Consider the following 20,635-nt stretch of genomic DNA (forward strand, 5'->3'; position numbering starts at 1 on the left):
GCCATGCCAAGCCCAAACCGCGCCCTGCGCCTGCTGCTGATCGGCCTGCTGGCCAGTCTGTTGCAAGCGTGCAACACCGACCTCTATACCAACCTCAGCGAGCGCGATGCCAACGCCATGGTCGCGGTGCTGCTGCGCGGTGGTATCCCGGCGGAACGCAAGGCCCAGGACAACGGCCAGCTCAAAGTGGTGGTCGACGAGGAGCGCTTCGCCGAAGCCATGACCTTGCTCGACAACGCCGGCCTGCCGCAGCAGAGCTTTTCCAATATGGGCCAAGTGTTCAAGGGCAATGGCCTGGTGTCGTCGCCGGTGCAGGAGCGCGCGCAGATGATCTATGCGCTGAGCGAGGAGCTGTCGCACTCGGTGTCGCAGATCGACGGCATCGTCGCCGCGCGCGTGCACGTGGTGCTGCCTGACAACGACCTGCTCAAACGCGTGATTTCACCTTCGTCGGCCTCGGTGCTGGTGCGTTACGACCCAGGCACCGACATCAACACGCTGATCCCGCAGATCAAGACCCTGGTAGCCAACGGCATTTCCGGCCTGAGCTACGAAGGCGTGTCGGTCACGGCGATCAAGGCGGCTGTCGCCATCAGCCAGAACCCGGCACAACCACGGCTGGCGCGTTTTATGGGCTTGTGGATGCTGGAAGACAACGTGCCTCAGGCGCGTTTCATGTTCGCCACGTTGTTGCTGATTGCGCTTGGCGCCCTCGGTGTATTGGCCCGCCAGCAGTGGGCGCGGCGCCAGTCCCAGGCGCTGTATATGCTCAAGGAGGGTGAATGAGTTTGTTCGAACGCTGGCAGGGGCTGATCGCCGAGCCTTTGCAGTTTGTGCGCGGGCCTAGCCTGGGCGCGTGTTTTGCTGCCGAACTGCCGGATGAGGTGTTGCAGGCCATGCAGGCCCAGCCGCGTTTTCGCCCGCGCCTGGAGCAGTTGCTGGTCAAGCATTATCAGTTGGCGCCGATCGAGCAATTGGTCACGCCGTTGGCGGCTGACCTGCCGGTGTTGTTGCTGTCGCCGGCGCAATTTGCGCGCCTGTCGAGGTTGTGCGGGGCTATCTGGCACGGCGCAACCTTGAGCCGTGAGATCCGCCGCGAGGTGGTCAATGAACTGCGTGAAGGCCTCGGCGCCGAGGTTTTTGTGGCGGCCTTGGCGTTGCGTCAACTGGGCGGTGCGGCGGATCTGCTGCGTGAACCGGTCGAGTTGATCGAAGCCATCGACCGTGACGGCCTCGGCTGTGTCGCCGCCTGGCTGCAGGCCCAGCATGCCGACTGGCAAGGCTGGCTGCGTTTGCGTTTTGACTTCCCCCAGGGCTACAGCGCGCGCGTACCGCGTGACCTGGAAATCGTCCAGGCCGCCGCCGCGTGCCTGCTGGCCGAGGACATCGCCCCATGAATGAATTACCGAGCCGTCCTGCTGCGCGCATCTTGCGTGCCGAAGAAGCCGCGTTGTGGACCGAAGGTTTTGCCTTTCTGCAAGCGGCCAAAGACCAGGCCGAACAGATCAAGGCCGACAGCGACCAGTGGCTGCACGCCGCCCGCGCCGAGGGTTTTGAAAGCGCCCGGCAAACCGGCGCGGAGCAGGTCGCGCAATTGCTGGTGCAAACCCAATCCCAGGTGCAGCACTACCTGAGCAGCCTGGAGACGTCGCTGGCCGATTTGGCGTTGGGCATCGTGCGTGAAGTGCTGGGCGAATTGGACAACGCTGAGCGTGTCGTGCGCTGCACCCGCCAAGCCTTGAGCGCGTTTCGCCAGGACCAGGCGCTGACCCTGTGGGTGCCACCCGCCGAGGTCGACGCAGTGCGCCAACGCCTCAAGCTCGAAAGTTTGGCGCTCTCGGTGGCCGCCGATGACCAGCTTGGCGCCGGCCAGGCGCGCCTCAGCAGCCCGGCCGGCTCGGTGGAGCTGGGCCTGGAAGCGCAATTGCAAACCCTGCGCCGCAGCTTGCTGCCCTTTGCCGAAGAAGGTCTGGCATGAACCTGGAGCAGTTGCTGCCGCGCCTGACTGAGCGCCTGGCCCAGGCGCGCCCGCGCCCCATGCACGGCACTGTGCTGAGTATTCGCGGCGTGCTGCTGCGCGCCAGCGTAGCCGGCGTGAGCATTGGTGAACTGTGCCAATTGCGTGACCCCGTCAGCAGCCGCAGCTTGAGTGCCGAGGTCATTGGTTTTGATGGTGACGAGGCGATTCTGTCGCCCATCGGCTCGATGGAAGGCTTATCGACCCGCACGCAGATTACCGCCACCGGTGAAACCCTCGGCGTGGCGGTTGGTGATGCGCAGTTGGGGCGAGTGATCAGCCCCATGGGCGATTTTCTCGACGGTGACGGCCTGCCACCGACCTTGGCTTTACAAAGCTACCCCTTGCACGCCGAGCCTCCGGCACCGTTTTCGCGGCAGTTAATCGTGCGCTCCATGGCCTTGGGCATCCGCTCCATCGACGGCTTGCTGACCTTGGCCCAGGGCCAACGCATGGGCATCTTTGGCGAGCCTGGTGTGGGCAAATCGTCACTGCTCGCGAGCATTATCCGCAACAGCGAAGCCGATGTGATTGTGATCGGCCTGATCGGCGAGCGGGGCAGGGAAGTGCGCGAGCTGCTCGACGTGCAACTCGATGCCCAGGCGCGCGCGCGCACGGTGGCGGTGGTCGCCACCTCGGATCGCCCGGCGGCCGAGCGTGTACGAGCCGCATTTGTCGCCACCACCCTGGCCGAATACCACCGCGACCAGGGCCGCAATGTATTGCTGCTGATGGACAGCCTCACGCGTTTTGCCCGCGCCCAGCGCGAAATCGGCCTGGCCGTGGGCGAACCGCCGACCCGTCGCGGTTACCCGCCGTCATTTTTCTCGGCGTTACCGCGCCTGCTCGAACGCGCCGGCCCTGGCCCTACCGGCAGCATTACCGCGCTGTACACCGTGCTCACCGAAGGCGATGCCGCCAGCGACCCGGTGGCCGAAGAAGCGCGTTCGATCCTCGACGGGCACATTGCCCTGAGCGCCGAATTGGCCCAGCGCAATTATTTCCCGGCGGTGGACGTGCTGCGCAGTCGTAGCCGCTTGATGGAGCAGGTCGCCGGTGAGGAACACAAACGCTTGGCCATGCGCATCCGCGAGCTGATGGCGCGCTACGGCGAAATCGAAATGCTGATCCGCGTGGGCGAATACTCCGCCGGCAGCGACCCGCTGGCGGACGAAGCCATTGCCCGCCACGCCGCCATCGAAGCATTCCTGCGCCAGAACGCTGGCGAGCCCAGCAACCTGGAACAGACCCTGATGCGCATGCGCCAGGTGTTGGCATGAACCGCGCAATCGAAATGCATGCAAAACCCTGTGGGAGCTGGCTTGCCTGCGATGGCGGTGGGTCAGCCAGCCCTTTTGTGACTGATACACCGCCATCGCAGGCAAGCCAGCTCCCACAGTCGATCTTCGCTGATCTGGAAACGGTGGTTGCTGGCATTAGAAAGGAGAACGCCCGATGAAAACCGACCAACTGCGCACCCTGCAGACCTTGCGGGTGCTGCGTGAACAACGTGCCGCCAGCCAACTGGCCGCCCAGCAACAGCGCTGCGAGCAGACCCATGGCGTGTTGACCGATGCCAAGGAGCAACTGCGCCTGCACCGTGAGGCGATCGCCGAGGAGGCCCGTCAGGTGTACGCCTCGCTCACCGAGGGCCTTTCGGTGGCGAGCTGGCAGGCAGCCCAGGACCGTTTGCGCGGGCTGTCGGATGACCAGCAACAGCTGGAAAACGACGTGACCCACGTGTCCACCACCCTGCAAAGCCAGGAGCGTGAGCGCGACCTGTTCCGCCAGGAACGCCTGAGCCGCCAGCGTCAATCCGATGCCTGGCAGAGCCTGCTGGAGGGGCGCGAAAGTGATGAGCGCCGGATCGGAGAACTGCGCGATGAAGGCACCGGCACATGATCGCAGCCCTTGCCGATCCGCTGTCGCCATGGTTGACGCACTACGACCCGGCCTTGCTGGCGCTGCATAACCAACTGCATCGGCGGCGCCGCGCCTGGCAGGGCCGCTGCGCCGGGCAAGACCTGCGCGTGAGCTGGGCCGCTGAACCGCAGCCGCTTGACGCGGCACGCGAAGTGCTGCTGTTGCTCGGTCGCGCGCCGGTGCGCTTGCGGCTGTCGGCGGCGGCATTGGAACAAGTGCTGGTGCCGCTGGCGTTGCAGTTTGACGTGCAGCTGCTACCGGCGTTGCCGCGTGCATTGCTGTTGGAACTGGCGGTACTGGACCTGATTGAGCGTCTCGAACCGCTGCTGGCGCAGCCGCTGCAATTGCTCGAAGCGCCGCAAGACCAACAGCCTTATGTGCTGCACCTGGCGCTGGCATTGACCTTCGGCAACCAGCCCGCCATGCATGCGCAACTGGATCTGAGCGAAGGCGCCGCCGTGCTGTTGGCGCAGTTGTTGGATCAACACGCTCCGCTTGAGCCGGACCCATTGCCCGACCTGCGCCAGACCCTGGCCGTGGTGGCCGGGCAGCAGCACTTGAGCCTCGGTGAACTGCGCAGTTTGTGCTCAGGCGATGTGCTGATGCTCGAACCCGGCCCGGGTTTGTTGCTGGAGCTGGCGGGCCGTTTGCAGGCCCGCTGCCAATACCAGGGTGAAGTCTTGCGCTTGCAGGAAGCCTTGCAAGCGCCTCTTTTGCACATGGAGAACACGATGACTGACGTTGATGCGGCTGCGGCCCTGGATGATCTACCGCTCAAACTGGTGTGCCAGGTCGGCAGCCTGGAGCTGACCCTGGCGCAATTGCGTGAACTGGGCGCCGGCAGCTTGTTGCAGCTCAATACACCCGGCGTCGACAACGTCGACCTGATGGTCAACGGGCGCCGCGTCGGGCAGGGCCAATTGGTGAAAATCGGTGACGGCCTGGGTGTGCGCCTGCTGAGTTTCGCCACCCCATGACCGGTTATCAGCCCAACCTGATCGAGATCATCCTGGTCGTTGCGACGATCGGGCTGATCCCGTTGGCGGTGGTGACACTCACCGGTTTCATGAAGATTTCGGTGGTGTTGTTCCTGATCCGCAACGCCCTCGGGGTGCAACAGACCCCGCCGAACCTGGTGCTGTACGGCATCGCGCTGATCCTGTCGGTGTACGTGACCACGCCGTTGATTGGCGACATGTACCGGCAAGTGGAGGGCCGCGACCTCAACATCGAACATGTGGAGCAACTCAAGGACCTGGGTGATGCGCTGCGCCCGCCCTTGCAGGCGCACTTGAAGCGCTTTGCGAACGAGTCCGAGCGCGGCTTTTTTGTGCAGGCCACCGAGACCATCTGGTCGCCTGAGGCGCGGGCCGACCTGCGCGATGATGACCTGGTGGTGTTGATTCCGGCGTTCGTCAGTTCGGAGCTGACGCGGGCCTTCGAGATCGGCTTTTTGCTCTATATCCCGTTCCTGGTCGTCGACTTGCTGGTGTCCAACGTGCTGATGGCGATGGGCATGTCGATGGTTTCGCCGAACCTGATTTCGATTCCGCTGAAGATCTTTTTATTCGTGTCCTTGAGCGGCTGGTCGCGCTTGATGCACGGTTTGATTCTGAGTTACGGCTGAGGCACGACCCATGGGCCAGGATGTTTTCCTGTCATTGATGAAACAGGCGCTGATGACCGTGCTGATGCTCTCGGCGCCGGCGCTGGGCGTGGCGATTATCGTGGGTTTGAGCGTGGGGCTGTTCCAGGCACTCACGCAGATCCAGGACCAGACCTTGCCGCAGGTGGTGAAGCTGGTGGCGGTCCTGCTGACCATCGTGTTTCTCGGCCCGGTATTGGCCGGGCAAGTCGCGGAACTGGGTGGCCAGGTGCTGGACAACTTCCCCATGTGGACGCGCTGACCGCCCATGGATGCCAGCCTGACTGCGCAGTTCCTGGAAGTCGCCTACCCGGTGATCAGTTCTGCCTCGCTCGCCGCCTGCCGGGCCATGGGCGTGGTGGTGATCACGCCAGCGTTCAACCGCCTTGGTCTCACCGGCATGATTCGTGGCTGTGTGGCCGTGGCGATTTCCATCCCGATGTTCTTTCCGGTGTTCGATGCGCTGACCCACATGCCCGAACACGGCAGCGTGTTTATCGCCGGCTTGCTGATCAAGGAGTTCCTGATCGGGATCCTGATCGGCTTGCTGTTCGGCATTCCGTTCTGGGCGGCGGAAGTGGCAGGGGAGTTGGTCGACCTGCAACGCGGCTCGACCATGGCGCAACTGGTGGACCCGCTGTCCACCGGGGAGTCGAGCGTGATGTCGACCTTGCTCACGGTGATGCTGATCACGCTGTTCTTTATGTCCGGCGGCTTTATCCTGATGGTCGACGGCTATTACCACAGCTATCAGTTATGGCCGGTAACCGCATTTACGCCGGTATTTGCCAGCTCGGCGTTGCTGGCGGTACTGTCGATCCTCGACCAGATCATGCGGGTTGGCGTGCTGATGGTCTCGCCGCTGCTGATCGCGTTGCTGGTCACCGACTTGATGCTTGCATACCTGTCGCGGATGGCGCCGAACCTGCATATTTTCGATTTGTCGCTGCCGGTGAAAAACCTGTTTTTTTCAATCCTGATGGTGATCTATATCGGCTTTTTAATCCCGCTGATGCTCGACCAACTGGCCGAGTTTCGTGGCACCGTCGAGCTGCTTAAAACCCTGGCGGGCATGGAGTAGCCCATGGCCGATACCAGCGAAGAAAAATCCCAGCCGGCCACGGACAAAAAGCTCAGCGACGCGCGCAAGAAAGGCCAGGTCGCCAAGAGCCAGGACCTGGTGTCGGGCATGGTCATTCTGTTCTGCACCTTGTGCATCTCGATCCTGGCGCCACGGGCCATGGCCCAGGTGACGGCGCTGATCGACCTGACCGCGCAGATTTATATCGAACCATTCGCCAGCGTGTGGCCACGGGTGCTGGACCATGCCGAGCAGTTGATCATCGGTATTACCTTGCCCGTGATGGCGGTGACCACCGGCGTGGTGATCCTGACCAATATCATCACCATGCGCGGCTTTGTGTTTTCGGTGGACCCGATCAAGCCGGAGTTCAAACGCATCAACCCGGCGGAGGGCATGAAGAAGATCTTCGCCCTGCGTAACCTGGTGGAGTTCATCAAAGGCTTGGTCAAAGTGCACGTGTTGGCGATTGCATTCTACGTGGTTGGCAAGCACGCGCTGCAGGCGCTGATGGAGTCTTCGCGCTGTGGCGCCGAATGCATGGAATCGACGTTTTTCCTGGTGCTCAAGCCGCTGGTGTTTACCGTGCTGTGCGCCTTTATCACCGTGGGCGCGGTGGACGTGCTGATGCAGCGTTGGCTGTTCGGCCGCGACATGAAAATGACCCGCAGCGAAACCAAACGCGAACGCAAGGACATCGACGGCGACCCGCTGATCAAGAGCGAGCGCCGGCGCCAGCGCAATGAAATGCAGGCGTTGGCGACCAAACTGGGGTTGGGCCGAGCGTCGATGATGATCGGCACTACCGATGGCTGGGTGATTGGCGTGCGGTATGTGCGCGGTGAAACGCCGGTGCCAGTGATTGTGTGCCGGGCGGCGCCGGAGGAGGCGTTGCTGATGTTGCAGGAGGCTTACGATTTAGGCATCCCGCATGCGCCGGACCGGGCCTTGGCGGCCGAGATTGCGCGCAGAACCGTACCCGGCGACCCGGTGCCGGATGCTTCATTCCAGGCCGTGGCGGATTGGCTGGTCGCGGCCCGCCTGATCTGAGCGCTGATCGTTCCCACGCTCCGCGTGGGAATGCCTCCTGTGACGCTCCGCGTCACGATTGCACGGTTGGACGCAGAGCGTCCTGGGCTGCATTCCCACGCGGAGCGTGGGAACGATCATCATGGGGTCAGCCGTTATCTACATCGTGATACGGGCCGCCATAGCCATCCCCCACTCGCCAGATAATATCGTGGTTGTCATTGGTCCACTCCGACGGTTTGAGCGAGTACTTGAAGTCCTCTGACCTGCGGTTATTGCCGTCGCCGATATAGTCCGCATGGTCACGCTGGTGATCGCCGCCGTGAATGGTTGCACGAGCATCCCATTCGCCCTTGCGGAAGTCGAAAATACTCTGATCCTGCGGCGCATCGCGCTGGCCCCAGTCGGACAGGTAAGTCTGCAGCCACACATAGGCTTCATCGCCGTTGGGCTTGAGCAGACCGTCTTGTTTGAAGTCCTGGATCTGATCCCAGTTCTGCATCGAGATCTTGTGCAGCTTGTGGGTCTGGATGGTGCTCAGAATCGCGCCAACAAATGACAGCGCCCCTGAGATCAGGAAACCCACCGGCCCCAGGAATGGAATGATGCGCCCGGTCACGCCCAGCGTCGTCAGCACACCACCGCCGGCTGCCACCAGGCTGCTGACGCCGCCGGCCATGGACAGTGAGCCGGAGGCAATTTTGATCGGGTCTTTTTCGCGCACACCATCACGCAAGGTGAAGGCCGCCTGCACCACACTGATCACGCCGCCTGCCACGTCGGTGGCCATGCCGATCACCTTGATAGCGCTGCTGGCGAACTTGGCGCCAAACCCGGCGCCGGCCACGCCGCCACGGCTGGCGATACCTTTTTCAATGCCTTCCTGCACGTGCTTGGCGCCTTCATCGCTCCAGCCGCCGCTGTTGAGCACCTTGCCCACGTCCTTGCCGTCGTCCATGGCCTGGTCAACGAGGTCGAAGTACTTCTTCTGGATCGCCTCGGCGTCTTTGGGCAAGGCGTGGTAACCCTCGCCGGGCTTGGCCCACAGGTCGGGCAGGGAACGGTCAAAACCCATGAGTTTGTAGGCGTTGGTGCCGCGTAACTTGTCGTAGACCTTCAGGCCCAACGTGGCGAAGTGCGAGCCGGTGCCAAGGAAACCGAGAAAATCGTTGGCAATCCCCAGGCGCTTCATCGGCGTGTCGGCCAGCTTGCCGCCCTGGCCGGCGAGTTGGTAGACAATGCGGCCCATGCCGATGGCGCCACCGACCGAGCCCAGTACGCCATTGTCCTTGAGGAAGGTCAGGTTCTTCACAAACGAGCTGCGGTTGGCTTCGCTGAGGCTCGGCATGATTTCCTTGCTGACCGCGTGCTCGATATCGCTGAAGCTGATCACGCCGTTTTTTTGCCAGGTGTCGCCCAGCGAGACCATCGCCTTGCCGAAGTCGGCGGCGGCGCCCTTGTCCTTGAGCAACTGGTCGACGAACTTGGAGTACACCCCCAGCGCCTGGCGTGGCAGGCCGTCGGCGCTGCCCTTGAGCATCGACAGAATAGCCATGGTGTTGTCGGTGGTAGCGAGTGCGGTGTTGTCGTCGCTGATCTTGCTCGGATCATCCATTAGCTTTTCAACGGAATCGGTATAACCGTCGATTTGCAGGTTTTGCAGGAAGTTGTCGGCTTTGGCCGGGTCCATATCCGCGAGGGCGGTGTAGGCGGTCTGGATTTCCTGGGTGGCCAGCTCGGTCTTGCCGTCGTCTTGCAGGGCTTTGATGTACTTAGTGAAGTTTTCTGACGATGTGCTGTCGACCAGCTTCTGGTGGACTTCATCGACCTTGGCCTGGCCACCGTCGACCTTGCCCAGCGCGGCGTCGTGGTTAGCCTTGATATCAGCCTGAATGGTCGAGTCGCCGAGCAGTTCGCTGATGCTCTTGTCGATGGCCTTGGTGTCGAAGATGTTGTCGCGCACATCCCGCGAGTTGACGTCGATGGGCGGGGTGGCGGTGCCCTGGTTGGTGAAACCGTGCTCGGGAATGATCGACATGCCGTTGTCAGCCATGCTCTTGGCTTCCACCGCACGCAGGAACTTGGCGCGTGGGTCGTCCTTGCCGATGCTGCCGTCCTTGACCCCAGCGCGGTAGCTGTCCACCAGGGTTTTCATCGACAGGTCCTGCACCGACAGCGGGTTGCCGCTTTCATCTTTTTCGGTGGTGGCGAGGCCGTCGACGGAAACGTCCTTGAGCGGCGGCAGGCCGTTGTCGGCGCGCAGCTTGTCGACATCGGTGGTCTGCTGCGCGATGTCGGTGCGGTAGCCGCTGAGCTGCTCGAACATCTGCGGGTTGGTGTCTTCACTCACCACGATTTTCTCTTCGGCGCCGCCCGGTTTGTGCTGGGTAAAAGCGATCAGGCCGGGGCCGTAATCGCCGACGCCACCGACGCTCATGATGTCTTCGGTGGAGGCCAGGTAGGCATCCGGGCTGGCGAGGCTGTAGCCGTCGCCCTTGGCTTTTTCGATCCCGGCCAGGCTCTGGCCCTGGGTGGAGTAGGCGGCGAAGGCTTCGGGAGTCATGTCCTTGGACACCACCAGCAGTTTGCCGTCGGCCTGGTTGACCACCAGGATACCGTCCAAGGGCGCGTCGACTTTGCTGATGTCGGTGAGCTTGAGGCTGGCTTCGTCCTTGCGTAACAGCTCTTGGCCGGGCAGGGACTGGGCGTTCTTGATGTAGTCGAACGCTTGCGAGCCTTCGCTGGCGTGCACGGCATGCAGGAAGTTGTAGAAGCTGGTGCCGGCATTCGGGCTAGGGTTACTGAGATCGGCGCCGGGCTGCGGCAGGGCGGCCTCGGACTGGCTGATCATGTACTTTTTGCCTTGGTGTTCAAACAGAATGACCGCGGATTTCGGGTCTTCGGACACGACCTTGAGTTGGCTGAAATCCAGGTCGCCGGGCAGGCTGGTGACTTCCTCATACCCTTTGGATTTGCCGTCGTTGAGGGCTTGTTTGGTCACACCGGCGTTGGTGTAACTGGCGAAGGCTTGCGGCGTGAGAACTTCGGCAATCACCAGGGTCTGGCCGTTTTCGAGGCTGACATTGATCACGCCGTCGTGGGCTCCGCCGACTGATTTGATATTGGCCAGGCGCACGCCAGGGTCGTCTTCGCGCAGCAGTTGTTGGTCGGGGTTGCGCAGGGCCTCGCGGATGGCTGTGCCGGCGGGGCTGCCTTGGGTTTCGCCGAGGGTGTGCAGCAGGTCGTAGAGTGGTGTGCCTGCGTCTGGGCCACCTTGGTTGACAGGCGCTACGGCGTGGCCGAAGTGCAGGCCTTTGAGGGTATCGAAGCCTTCCTGGACCTTCTCCGCGTTTTCGCGGGTGATCTTGAGTTTGCTGCCGTTTTGCTCGAAGTAGATGACACCGGTGTCTTTGTCTTCCGAGATTACCTTGAGTGTGTCGATGTCGAGTTTGGCGGGCAGGGCGGTGACGTCCTTGTAGTCCTCGGGTTTGATTTCGCTGGGGGTTTTCAAGCTTTCGCTGGGGTGGGCGGCGAGCACTTTGGGTTTGAAGGTTTTATCGCCTGACCCGGCGGCCGCCATGGTTCTGGCTTGGTTGAGCAACGCGTCGAAGACATGCTCCGGTGCCTGGGGTTGCGCTACGCGTGGGGCGGCGGGTTTCTCGGGTCGGTTGATCATTGTTGTTCAGTCCATGTGAAGGGGGGCGCCAGGACTGGATAGTAGGTGGTGGGGCAGCGTGAAAACGTGATTGGTGATGAGATCGCACAAGCTTTCACAGGTGTGAAATGGTGGGGGTGTATATCCGTTATTTAGGTAACGGCTGAGTAGGGTTCCGCTCTTACAGCGGGTCACTTTTGGAAAGACCTGTACGGACCGGACACATGGTTGACGGGTGTGCGGGGACATGGTGGACACTTCTCGGCAAGCTAACTGCGCCGGGAGGCCATCATGCCCTGGAACTCGAGAGACGCCATGAGCCTAAAAGAAGAGTTTGTTTCCTTAGCAAAGAAACCCGGCAGTAATAAGCGAGAGCTGTGCCGACGATTCGGCATAAGTCCGCAGACAGCCTACAAGTGGCTAAAACGCTACGAGGCCGGCGGTTCTGCAGGCCTGCAAGAGAAGTCACGTAAGCCCGTCAGCAGCCCCAAGCTGACCCAGGCCGAGCTGGAGGCTGAGGTTATTGCACTTCGCCAAGATCATCCGGCATGGGGCGGACGAACAATTAGCAGCATGCTGGACAAGCGAATTGCCCCCAGTACTGTCACGAATGTCTTGCACCGGCATAGCTTGATTAAACCCTCAGATAAAGAACCAGGGGCCCTGCTGAGATTTGAACATCCTGAGCCCAACGATCTTTGGCAGATGGATTTCAAAGGCCACTTTGCAATGCAGCAAGGCCGATGCCACCCCCTGACCATCCTGGACGATCATTCGCGGTTCAATCTGGCCATCCAAGCGTGTGATAACGAGCGAGGTACCACCGTAAAAGAGAAGATGAGCAAGGTATTTGAAATTTACGGTTTACCAGCACGTATCAACGTCGACAATGGCGCGCCTTGGGGCTCACCGCGTAATCCTGGCGAGATCACCGAGTTGAGCATTTGGCTGGTGCGTTTGGGAATTCGGATAAGTTTCAGTCGTCCCTACCATCCGCAAACAAATGGGAAAATCGAGCGTTTCCATCGATCACTCAAGGCAGAAGTCCTTAACGGACGTCACTTTTCTACACTGGCAGATGCCCAGCTAGCTTTCGATCAATGGCGTGAAATATACAACCTGCAACGTCCCCATCAGGCGCTGGAATACAAGGTGCCAATGGACCGTTATCGCAGCAGTTCTTGGGATTATCCGCAGCAACTACCGGAGTTTGAATACGGACCAGATGACGTATTAGCCAAGGTTTATCACAGCCGTTTTCGCTTTCAGAAAAGCTATTTCAGCATCGCAAAAGGCCTGGCAGGGCAACACATAGCAATCCGCCCTAACCCTGAAAGCGATGGTCTGTTCGATGTCTATTTCTGCCATCATTTTTTGCGAACTATCGAAGTTAGTAAGCCTGATTATGGTCAATAATGTGTCCACCATGTCCCCGCACATGTGTCCACCATGTGTCCGGTCCGTACAGAAAGACCCAAAAGTAACCAAAAGGTCTTCGCCCCAACACTCGGTGCCTCGCTTAGGCTCGGCATGCCCGCAATCCGACAGTGATTTGGGGGGCCGCCGCGATGGGCCATCCTTGGCCCAGCGCGGCTAAACCGGCATCCCTGCCGGTTTACCCCCCAAATCCCTGTCGAATTCCGGCCATCGTGTTTAACGGGGCGATTTCAGATCAAGATCAAAAGCGCAGATCAAAAGACCGCTGACTTCGTCATCGAAAAGGATGTAAGGGCCACAGCAACAGCAAAGCAACAGCAGAGCCATACTCGGTCAAAGGTGGGAGCTGGCTTGTCGAATCGTCGCACCGCTGCGATGGCATCAACTCGGTGTGCCTGATCTACCGAGGAGTCTGCATCGCAGGCAAGCCAGCTCCCACAGAAAAGCAGTTCTTCAGTGTATTCAGATAGGCTTTTGCCTTGCACTTGATCTGGCTCTTGCTTCAACCACTCAGGTCGGCTTTCAGGCCGCCGTGCTGTAGATCTTGATCTTGATCTGAGACGCCCCGTTAACCACGATGGCCGAACGCAGGCTTGAATCCGTGGGTAACCCGGCAGGACGCCGGGTTAGCCGCGCTGGGCCAAGGATGGCCCATCGCGGCGGCCCACGGATTCAAGCCGGAGTGAGGGCACACCGAGCCTAAGCGAGGTGCCGAGTGGTGGGGCACAGACCTTTTGGTTACTTTTGGGGCGTTTGCCAAAAGTGACCCGCTGTAAGAGCGGAACCAATATCAGCCGTTACCTAAATAACGGATATACACCCAACCCAACCCAACCCAACCCAACCCCCATCACCGATGCTGAAACCTCGGCAACGCAGCAATCCGCAACTTAGGCTCCTGCAACCGCGCCAAGTCCGTAGCAATCTGCGCCCGCCAAAAATGCGCCCCCGCCAACTGCGCATCCACCCACGCTTGGCGCAGCAACACCTTGGCCTTGTCCACCGACCCATAGCTCCCCTGTCGTAAGATCAACTGCGCCTTGATCCGCAGCATCTGCGGCACAAACCAGCGTTCATGACGGCCAACCGCCAATTGCAACGTGTCTTCCAACACCTCCAGCGCCAGTTTTTCCAGGCCCAGGCGCGCCAGGCCCAAGGCATATTCACATCGCAGCAGGCTGTAGAGCTGGCTGTCACCCTGGCTTTGCAAGTGGTGCAACGCTTCGCCCAATTGCGGCACACCCGTTTCCGGCGACCCCTCGCGGATCAGCAGAATGTTCTCGAAGCACAGCCGAAATTGCCGCCAGATCGGCAGATCCTGACGCGAAGTGCTGCTTTGCAGCAGGCCCAGGTAATAGCGTAACTTAGGCAGGTTGGACGCCAGCAGCGCCAGCGGCAGCGCGCCCAAGCACAAGGTGTACCAGAGCGTGGCAGGGTGGTCGAGGCTGATGGCGTCGTCCACACAGCTGGCAATCAGGCGCAATGCAGGGTCGACATCGCCTTCGAGCAATTGCACCTTGGCCTTGAGGCAACGAGCGGCGATGCGCTGATCAAAATGCACGTCGATGATGTGCGAGCGCGGTGCCGATGGCGACCCAAGCGCTTCATCGATGTTTTGCCGCGCGCCCAGCAGGTCGCCCATATGAAACAGCGCCACGGCGCGCATGCGTTTGCCAAGCAATTGCTGATTACCACCGCTGTTGAGGGCGATATAACGCTCGGCCAGTTCCAGGGCCTCGGTGTATTGGTTACAGCCGCAGCGGTCGGTCCACAGGCCCCACAAGGCGCGCATTTTGTGTTCGGCATCACCCAGGTCGCGGGCATCTTCGCGAACTTGGCGCCAGGCTTCGCGCATTTCTGCGCCGGTGCCGTAGGTCAGCATCAGCACGCTGGCCAGGGCGGTTTGCAGCAGCATGCGCTGGCGCACGGCCAAGGGCGCGACGGCGTCGCTTGCCAGGCCCTTGTCGACCCAGGTTCGGCACTCACTGACCAGCGACAGGCGCAACCACAACGGCACACCGCCCAGGGTCAGTTCGATGGCCAGGGGCAGCTCGCCGCTGGCGGAATAGGCCCAGTCCAGGGCCGAACGAATGGTGCTGTTTTCGGGGCCGTAGAGGGCGATCCAGGTGTCTGGCGACAGGCCGTCCAGGGTTTGCCCGGCTTCTTGCAACACGCCGAGGGCATAGTGGGCGTGGCGCCGGCTGGTGGAATTGACTTCGCCATGTTCTTCGAGCTTTTCCAGGGCATAGGCGCGGGTGGTTTCCAGCAGGCGATAGCGTTTGAGCAACTGCGCCTCACCGGCAATCAGCAGCGATTTGTCCATCAGGCTTTCGAGTAACGGCAGGGCGTTGCGTGGGTCCAGGCTGCTGCTGGCGGTCATGGCCTTGACCGCATCCAGGGTGAAGGAGCCGGTGAACACCGCCAGTTGGCGCAACATGGCCTGCTCCTCGCCACTGAGCATCGAGTAGGTCCAGTCCAACGTGGCACTGAGGGTGCGATGGCGGGCGAGGGCAGTGCGTCGGCCAGTCATTTGCAGGCGGAAACTGCCGTCGAGCAGGCCGACCAAGTCCTGGACGCCAAAGGTCCGTACCCGCGCGGCGGCGATCTCGATGGCCAGTGCATTGCTGTCGAGTTTGCGGCAGATGGCGCAGACGGCTGCCACGTCGCTGTCATTGAACACAAAGCCTGGGTCGAGGGCGCGCACGCGCTCTACAAACAGGCGCACGCCCGACCACGCCAGTGCCTCGTCGGCGCTGAGGCGGCTGCCTTCGTCGGGCACTTGCAGTGGCGCCAGGTCATGCACCCGTTCGCCGTCGGCACGCAGCGGCTCGCGGCTGGTGGTCAGTACATAACATTGCGGGGCGCAGCGCAGCAGGGTCTCCACCGCGTCGGCGGCGGCCGGCAATACGTGTTCGCAGTTATCCAGCACCAGCAGCAGGCGGCGTTCGGCCAAGGCGGCGGCGATGGTCGGCAGCGGTTCAGTGCTGATGGTCTGGATCCCCAGGGCGCTGGCGAGCATACCGGCCACCCATTGCCCACTGGTGGCGGGCGCCAGGTCGACGAAGCAGGTGTCGAGCTTGAATGCATGTGCCAGCCGCTGCGCCACGGCGGTGGCCACGGTGGTCTTGCCGATACCGCCGGGGCCGGTGAGGGTGACGAAGCGCTGGCTGAGCAACTGTTCGGCAAGGCTCGAGATCAAGCTGTCGCGGCCGATGACCTCGCAGGACGGCACGTGCAACGCGGGCTCTTCAGCGCGCGCAAAGGGCACCGGCAGGCTTTCTTCGCCGGCGGTTTGCACGGTCACCGGCGCCACAAAGCGGTAACCACGCCCCGGCACGGTGACGATGTAGCTGAAGTTGCCATCGTCGCCCAGCGCCCGGCGCAACGCGACAATCTGCGCACGCAGGTTGCATTCCTCCACCACCACCTTGGGCCAGGCGAAGGCGATCAGTTCGGTCTTCTCCAGTAATTCGCCGGCGCGGGTGGCCAGGGCGATCAACAGGTAGAGGGCGCGGCTCCCCAGGCTGACCGGCTCGCCGTTACGCAACAGTACGTGCTGCCTGGCCAGTAACAGAAAGGGGCCAAAGCCCAGGACATGCTCTGCGGCTGCCGGGGTCGGGTGATCGGCGTCCATTAAGGACACTGCGTGGTTCTTGCTCGAGCTCATCAAATCGTCCTTTTTATAGTCGGGCTTGTTATTGGCGATCAGGCCATTCGCCCTTTTTGGGGTGCAGATGTGCAGCAGCAGTCTTGGAAAGTTGATGTCGATCAAAAAGTCGGAAAGACCGCCCTCCTTTGGGGCGTAGTCGTTGTTATGGGCGTATCACGGCGGATGTTCCAAAGGATGAGACTGTCTCAAGCTTGAAACATTTTATTACCGGAAAACCTGATAAAGCAGAATGTATGCCAGTTGGCATGTATCAAAGATGACAACAACCATATGAAATTTATGGTGATTTTTAGGGTCGTTGGCGACCAGCGAATGCCTCCGTTCGGAAACACGAATATTTCTAATTGTGTCGTTCGGGATGCCGACTAAAACGCTGGCGATTTGGCGGTGGTTTATTGGCTTTGTATTACAAAGTATCCCTGCACCACCTTGATACATCGGCATGACGTTCTGGCGTGTCGGCGACACAGAGCGGATACACGGCTGGCTTTAACTCTGTTCACCAGCCGGCGCAGGCGGTTACCCACCGCCACACGCGCCCTGGCCACACTCAGTCAAGCCAGGAGATCCACCGATGAAGCGACCCTACGCGGCCCTTGCGGCCACTTTCGCCCTGTCCCTCAGCGCCTTTGCGGCGATGGCCCATGCCGACGACGCCAAGCCCCAGGAAAAATGCTTCGGCGTGACCCTCGCCGGTGCCAACGACTGCGCTGCCGGTAAAGGCACCTCGTGCGCCGGCACCGCCACCGCCGATTACCAGGGCAACGCCTGGGTATTGGTCGACAAGGGCACCTGCACCCAGATCAAGACGCCCAAAGGCTTCGGCAGCCTGACGGAACAGCCGTGATCCAGCGCCTGTTGCCCCAAGCGCTGCTGTTGCTGGTGGCACGGCTGGGTATCGCGGCGGTGTTCTTTTTGTCGGGGCGTACCAAGGTCAGCGGTTTTCTGAGCCTCAAGCCGTCGACCTACACCCTGTTTCGTTCGGAATACGCCTTGCCGCTGATTCCGTCGGACTGGGCCGCGCACCTGGCGACCTACGCCGAACACCTGTTCCCGCTGTTGCTGGTGCTGGGCCTGCTGACCCGCCCGGCGGCCGCTGCGCTGCTGGGCATGACCCTGGTGATCGAGGTGTTCGTATACCCCGAAGCCTGGCCGACGCATCTGACCTGGGCGGGCCTGTTGTTGCCGCTGCTGGCCTATGGCGGCGGGGCGTGGTCGCTGGATCGCCGGCTGTTCGGCAAACCTTAACAACCCTGATGGAGATACCCGATGCGCATGCTTTCTTGTTTGACCATGGCCGTGGCCCTGACTGTCCCCGTGCTGGCCCAGGCGGTCGATACACCGCAGCCCGGCACCGGTAAAAGTGTGGTGATCGTGCCCGGCTCGTTTGTCGACGGTTCCGGCTGGCGTGTGGTGCACGACATCCTGATTCACAAAGGCTACAAGGTCACCGTGGTGCACCAGGGCCACGAAAACCTCGCCGCCGATGTGGCCGAGGCACGTGAAGTGCTGGAGCAACAAGTCGGCCCCGTGGTGCTGGTGGGCCACAGTTCCGGCGGCGCGGTGATCTCGATTGCCGGCGACCGCGACAAGGTCAAGTCGATGGTCTACGTCTCGGCCCTGCAGCCGGAAGTGGGCGAGAACATGGCCCAGTTGATCGGCTCGATGCCGGCGCCCAGCGATGACATCAAGCAGAGCCGCGACGGCCACCTGTTTTTCGATCGCAGTAAATACAACGCCGATTTTGCCGCCGACCTGACCACCAACCGCACCGACTTCATGGGCGCCTCCCAAGTGCCGGCCACCACCGCCTTGTTCGGCGGCACCGTGTGGGCAGCCGCTTGGCATAAAAAGCCGACGTATGCCGTGGTGTCCACCGAAGACCGTGCGCTGAGCCCCGCGCTGCAACGCTGGATGTACCAGCGGGCCGGTTCCAAGGTCACCGAAATCAAGGCCAGCCACTCGGTGTACATCTCCCAGCCTGAGGCGGTGGCGAAGGTCATCGAAGACGCTGCTTCCGTTATCAAATAATGCCTCTCACCTTACACAGCGCTCACCCCACACAGCACCCTAAAAGGAAATACCTATGAACACTGCACTCAAATCCCGCCTGAGCCTCGCCGCTGCCGCCGCCCTGATTGCCATGGCGTCGGCGTCATTCGCCAGTGCCGCCAGCGCCGCCGACCAACAGGAAAAACCCGGCCGCTGCTACGGCGTCAACAGCTGCAAGGGCGAAAGCCTGTGCGCCACTGCCAAGCACGACTGCAAGGGCCTTAACAGCTGCAAGGGCGAGGGCGTGATCGTCAAGACGCCGTCTGAATGCCTCAAGGCCGGCGGCACGTTGACTGAGCCGAAATAACGCCTTCCTGTGGCGAGCAAGCTTGCTTGTGCAGCGCCTCCAGAAACGGGCGACTGCTGCGCAGCCGAGCGGGAGCAAGCGCCCTCGCCACAGTTTTTTGCTGGAGAACCGATGATGCTTACATCCACACCGCGCTTTTCGGGCTACGGCCTGGGGCTGCGCAAGGAGCACTACGGCGACTTCCTGGAAACTTCGGTGGCCGTGGATTTTGTCGAAGTGATCTCGGAGAATTTTATGGTCGCGGGTGGGCAACCCCGGCACATCCTGCGCCAGATCCGCGAGCGTTACCCGGTGGCGCTGCACGGGGTGTCGATGTCTATCGGCACCGCCGAAGGGCTGGACCAGGCGTACCTGCGGCGCCTCAAGGCGCTGGTCGATGAGGTGCAGCCGCTGTTTGTCTCCGATCACCTGAGTTGGTCGCGCAGCGGTGGTTTCAATGCCCACGACTTGTTGCCGGTGCCCTATACCGACGAGGCTCTGGACCGCGTGTGCGCCAATATTCACCAGGCCCAGGAGGTGCTGGGCCGCACGCTGCTGGTGGAAAACCCCTCCAGCTACCTGGCGTTTGACGGGGCCTGCATGAGCGAATCGGCATTTATGACGGCCATGGCCGAGCGCACAGGCTGCGAGTTGTTATTGGACGTCAATAATGTGTTTGTCAGTGCCAGCAACCACGGCTTTGATGCGCTGGCGTTTCTCGACGGTATTCCTACCGAGCGCGTGCGCCAGATTCACCTGGCCGGGCATAGCCAGGGCCGTGAGCTATTGATTGACAGCCACGACAGCCCGGTGTGCGCCGGGGTTTGGGATTTGTATGCCAAGGCCATAGCGCTGATCGGGCCGGTGGCCACGATGATCGAGCGCGATGATGCGATCCCGCCGCTGGCCGAGTTGCTTGAGGAGCTGTCGATGGCACGGGCTTTGGGGCTGGCGCGATGACCCTGGCGCAGTGGCAACAGGCATTTCGCACCTGGCTGGTGAGTGCGTCGGATGACTCGGCCCGGCTGCTGGGCGACCACCACGCGGGCCTGGCGGTGTACCAGAATAACTATCGCGCGCAGTTAGTGGGTTGCCTGGAGCAGGCATTTCCGATGGTGCGACGTTGGTTGGGAGAGGAGGCGTTTCTGGCGGCCAGCATTACCCATATCGACCAGCAACCCCCGCATGCCTGGACCCTGGATGCGTATCCCGAAGGGTTTTACGCGACCTTGAAGACCGTGTTGCCGAATAACCCGGATGTGCATGAACTGGCCTGGATCGAGTCGGCGCTGAATGAGGCGTTTGTCGCCGCCGATGCTTCGCCTTTGCCGTTGCAGGCTCTGGCCGAGCTGGATTGGGACAGCGCAGTTTTGCGCCTGACGCCGTCGTTGCGCTGCCATGCGCTGAGCACCAATGCGGAGGCCATCTGGTCGGCATTGTGGCAAGACGCGGTCACGCCGCAGGCGATGATGCTGGCGCAGGCGGGTGGCTTGTTGGTGTGGCGGCGGCAGTACACCTCACGTTTACGCCAGGTCAGTGCGTTGGAACTGGAGGCCGTGTTGCACCTGCAGGCCGACGGCAGCTTTGCCGGGCTGTGCGAGTTGCTGGTGGCGCGCCTAGGCGAAGAGGCGGGTGTGGCCCAGGCCGGTGAGTACCTGGCCGCGTGGTTGGGCAGTGAATTGATCGTTGACCCTGTGGCGATTGATTGATGTGTGGCGATTGGGCCTGTTATTTATGGTTATTGGGCCTGTTATTTATGGTGAGCGGGCTTGTTGTGGCGAGCGGGCTTGCCCCGCGTTGGGCTGCGAAGCGGCCCCAAAACCTGGGGACCAAATCCGTC

The 20,635-nt window shown here is 61.5% G+C and carries 19 protein-coding genes; 17 read left to right on the top strand and 2 right to left on the bottom strand.

From position 1 onward, the window contains the following. Positions 1-3: 3 nt before the first annotated feature. The 10 genes from sctJ (at position 4) to P5706_RS12575 (ending at position 7,716) form a co-directional block, all read left to right on the top strand. On the top strand, positions 4-786 hold the full coding sequence (gene sctJ / locus P5706_RS12530) for a type III secretion system inner membrane ring lipoprotein SctJ (protein WP_285679434.1): 783 nt from the start codon (positions 4-6) through the stop codon (positions 784-786). Further along, complete coding sequence (locus P5706_RS12535; protein WP_285679435.1) at positions 783-1,397, top strand: type III secretion protein; 615 nt, start codon at positions 783-785, stop codon at positions 1,395-1,397. The genes sctJ and P5706_RS12535 overlap by 4 nt, the downstream gene beginning before the upstream one ends. Continuing rightward, positions 1,394-1,978, top strand: coding sequence for a type III secretion system stator protein SctL (gene sctL / locus P5706_RS12540; RefSeq protein WP_285679436.1), 585 nt, complete (start codon positions 1,394-1,396; stop codon positions 1,976-1,978). The genes P5706_RS12535 and sctL overlap by 4 nt, the downstream gene beginning before the upstream one ends. Further along, complete coding sequence (locus tag P5706_RS12545) at positions 1,975-3,297, top strand: FliI/YscN family ATPase (protein WP_285679437.1); 1,323 nt, start codon at positions 1,975-1,977, stop codon at positions 3,295-3,297. Before sctL ends, P5706_RS12545 begins: the two co-directional genes overlap by 4 nt. 175 nt (positions 3,298-3,472) lie before the next feature. Further along, the gene (locus tag P5706_RS12550; protein ID WP_200434294.1) at positions 3,473-3,919 is read left to right on the top strand and encodes a hypothetical protein; all 447 of its coding nucleotides are present in this window, start codon (positions 3,473-3,475) and stop codon (positions 3,917-3,919) included. Continuing rightward, complete coding sequence (gene sctQ, locus P5706_RS12555; RefSeq protein ID WP_285679438.1) at positions 3,916-4,917, top strand: type III secretion system cytoplasmic ring protein SctQ; 1,002 nt, start codon at positions 3,916-3,918, stop codon at positions 4,915-4,917. The genes P5706_RS12550 and sctQ overlap by 4 nt, the downstream gene beginning before the upstream one ends. Further along, positions 4,914-5,567: a type III secretion system export apparatus subunit SctR gene (gene sctR, locus P5706_RS12560; protein WP_017137580.1), complete on the top strand. Its 654-nt coding sequence runs from the start codon at positions 4,914-4,916 to the stop codon at positions 5,565-5,567. The genes sctQ and sctR overlap by 4 nt, the downstream gene beginning before the upstream one ends. Before the next feature lie 10 nt (positions 5,568-5,577). Then, the gene (locus P5706_RS12565; RefSeq protein ID WP_016969171.1) at positions 5,578-5,847 is read left to right on the top strand and encodes an EscS/YscS/HrcS family type III secretion system export apparatus protein; all 270 of its coding nucleotides are present in this window, start codon (positions 5,578-5,580) and stop codon (positions 5,845-5,847) included. 6 nt (positions 5,848-5,853) lie between these two features. Further along, positions 5,854-6,666 carry a type III secretion system export apparatus subunit SctT gene (gene sctT / locus P5706_RS12570; RefSeq protein ID WP_200434296.1) on the top strand — a complete coding sequence of 271 codons (813 nt, stop codon included), beginning with the start codon at positions 5,854-5,856 and terminating at the stop codon, positions 6,664-6,666. A gap of 3 nt (positions 6,667-6,669) precedes the next feature. After that, positions 6,670-7,716 carry an EscU/YscU/HrcU family type III secretion system export apparatus switch protein gene (locus P5706_RS12575; protein WP_017137581.1) on the top strand — a complete coding sequence of 349 codons (1,047 nt, stop codon included), beginning with the start codon at positions 6,670-6,672 and terminating at the stop codon, positions 7,714-7,716. A 127-nt stretch (positions 7,717-7,843) separates the two neighbouring features. Here the strand turns inward: P5706_RS12575 and P5706_RS12580 are convergent, their stop codons facing one another. Continuing rightward, on the bottom strand, positions 7,844-11,371 hold the full coding sequence (locus P5706_RS12580) for a hypothetical protein (protein ID WP_285679440.1): 3,528 nt from the start codon (positions 11,369-11,371) through the stop codon (positions 7,844-7,846). A 270-nt stretch (positions 11,372-11,641) separates the two neighbouring features. Between P5706_RS12580 and P5706_RS12585 the strand changes: the two genes are divergently transcribed. Then, complete coding sequence (locus P5706_RS12585) at positions 11,642-12,766, top strand: IS481 family transposase (protein ID WP_285679088.1); 1,125 nt, start codon at positions 11,642-11,644, stop codon at positions 12,764-12,766. A gap of 871 nt (positions 12,767-13,637) precedes the next feature. Here the strand turns inward: P5706_RS12585 and P5706_RS12590 are convergent. Further along, the gene (locus P5706_RS12590) at positions 13,638-16,454 is read right to left on the bottom strand and encodes an ATP-binding protein (RefSeq protein WP_285679441.1); all 2,817 of its coding nucleotides are present in this window, start codon (positions 16,452-16,454) and stop codon (positions 13,638-13,640) included. Positions 16,455-17,031: 577 nt separating this feature from the next. Here P5706_RS12590 and P5706_RS12595 point away from each other — a divergent pair. The 6 genes from P5706_RS12595 (at position 17,032) to P5706_RS12620 (ending at position 20,504) form a co-directional block, all read left to right on the top strand. Continuing rightward, on the top strand, positions 17,032-17,304 hold the full coding sequence (locus P5706_RS12595) for a BufA1 family periplasmic bufferin-type metallophore (RefSeq protein ID WP_285679442.1): 273 nt from the start codon (positions 17,032-17,034) through the stop codon (positions 17,302-17,304). Further along, positions 17,301-17,705, top strand: a complete 405-nt coding sequence (locus P5706_RS12600; protein ID WP_200434757.1) for a DoxX family protein — start codon at positions 17,301-17,303, stop codon at positions 17,703-17,705. The genes P5706_RS12595 and P5706_RS12600 overlap by 4 nt, the downstream gene beginning before the upstream one ends. A gap of 21 nt (positions 17,706-17,726) precedes the next feature. Beyond that, positions 17,727-18,488, top strand: coding sequence for an alpha/beta fold hydrolase (locus tag P5706_RS12605; RefSeq protein WP_285679443.1), 762 nt, complete (start codon positions 17,727-17,729; stop codon positions 18,486-18,488). 55 nt (positions 18,489-18,543) lie between these two features. Continuing rightward, on the top strand, positions 18,544-18,816 hold the full coding sequence (gene bufA2, locus P5706_RS12610; RefSeq protein WP_017137586.1) for a BufA2 family periplasmic bufferin-type metallophore: 273 nt from the start codon (positions 18,544-18,546) through the stop codon (positions 18,814-18,816). Between the two features lie 114 nt (positions 18,817-18,930). Then, positions 18,931-19,755, top strand: a complete 825-nt coding sequence (gene bufB / locus P5706_RS12615; protein ID WP_285682715.1) for an MNIO family bufferin maturase — start codon at positions 18,931-18,933, stop codon at positions 19,753-19,755. Then, positions 19,752-20,504 (top strand): HvfC/BufC N-terminal domain-containing protein, encoded by a 753-nt coding sequence (locus tag P5706_RS12620; protein ID WP_285679444.1) that lies wholly within the window; start codon positions 19,752-19,754, stop codon positions 20,502-20,504. Before bufB ends, P5706_RS12620 begins: the two co-directional genes overlap by 4 nt. Positions 20,505-20,635 lie beyond the last annotated feature (131 nt).

Source organism: Pseudomonas sp. ChxA, from assembly GCF_030263855.1.
GTDB lineage: Bacteria > Pseudomonadota > Gammaproteobacteria > Pseudomonadales > Pseudomonadaceae > Aquipseudomonas > Aquipseudomonas fluorescens_CB.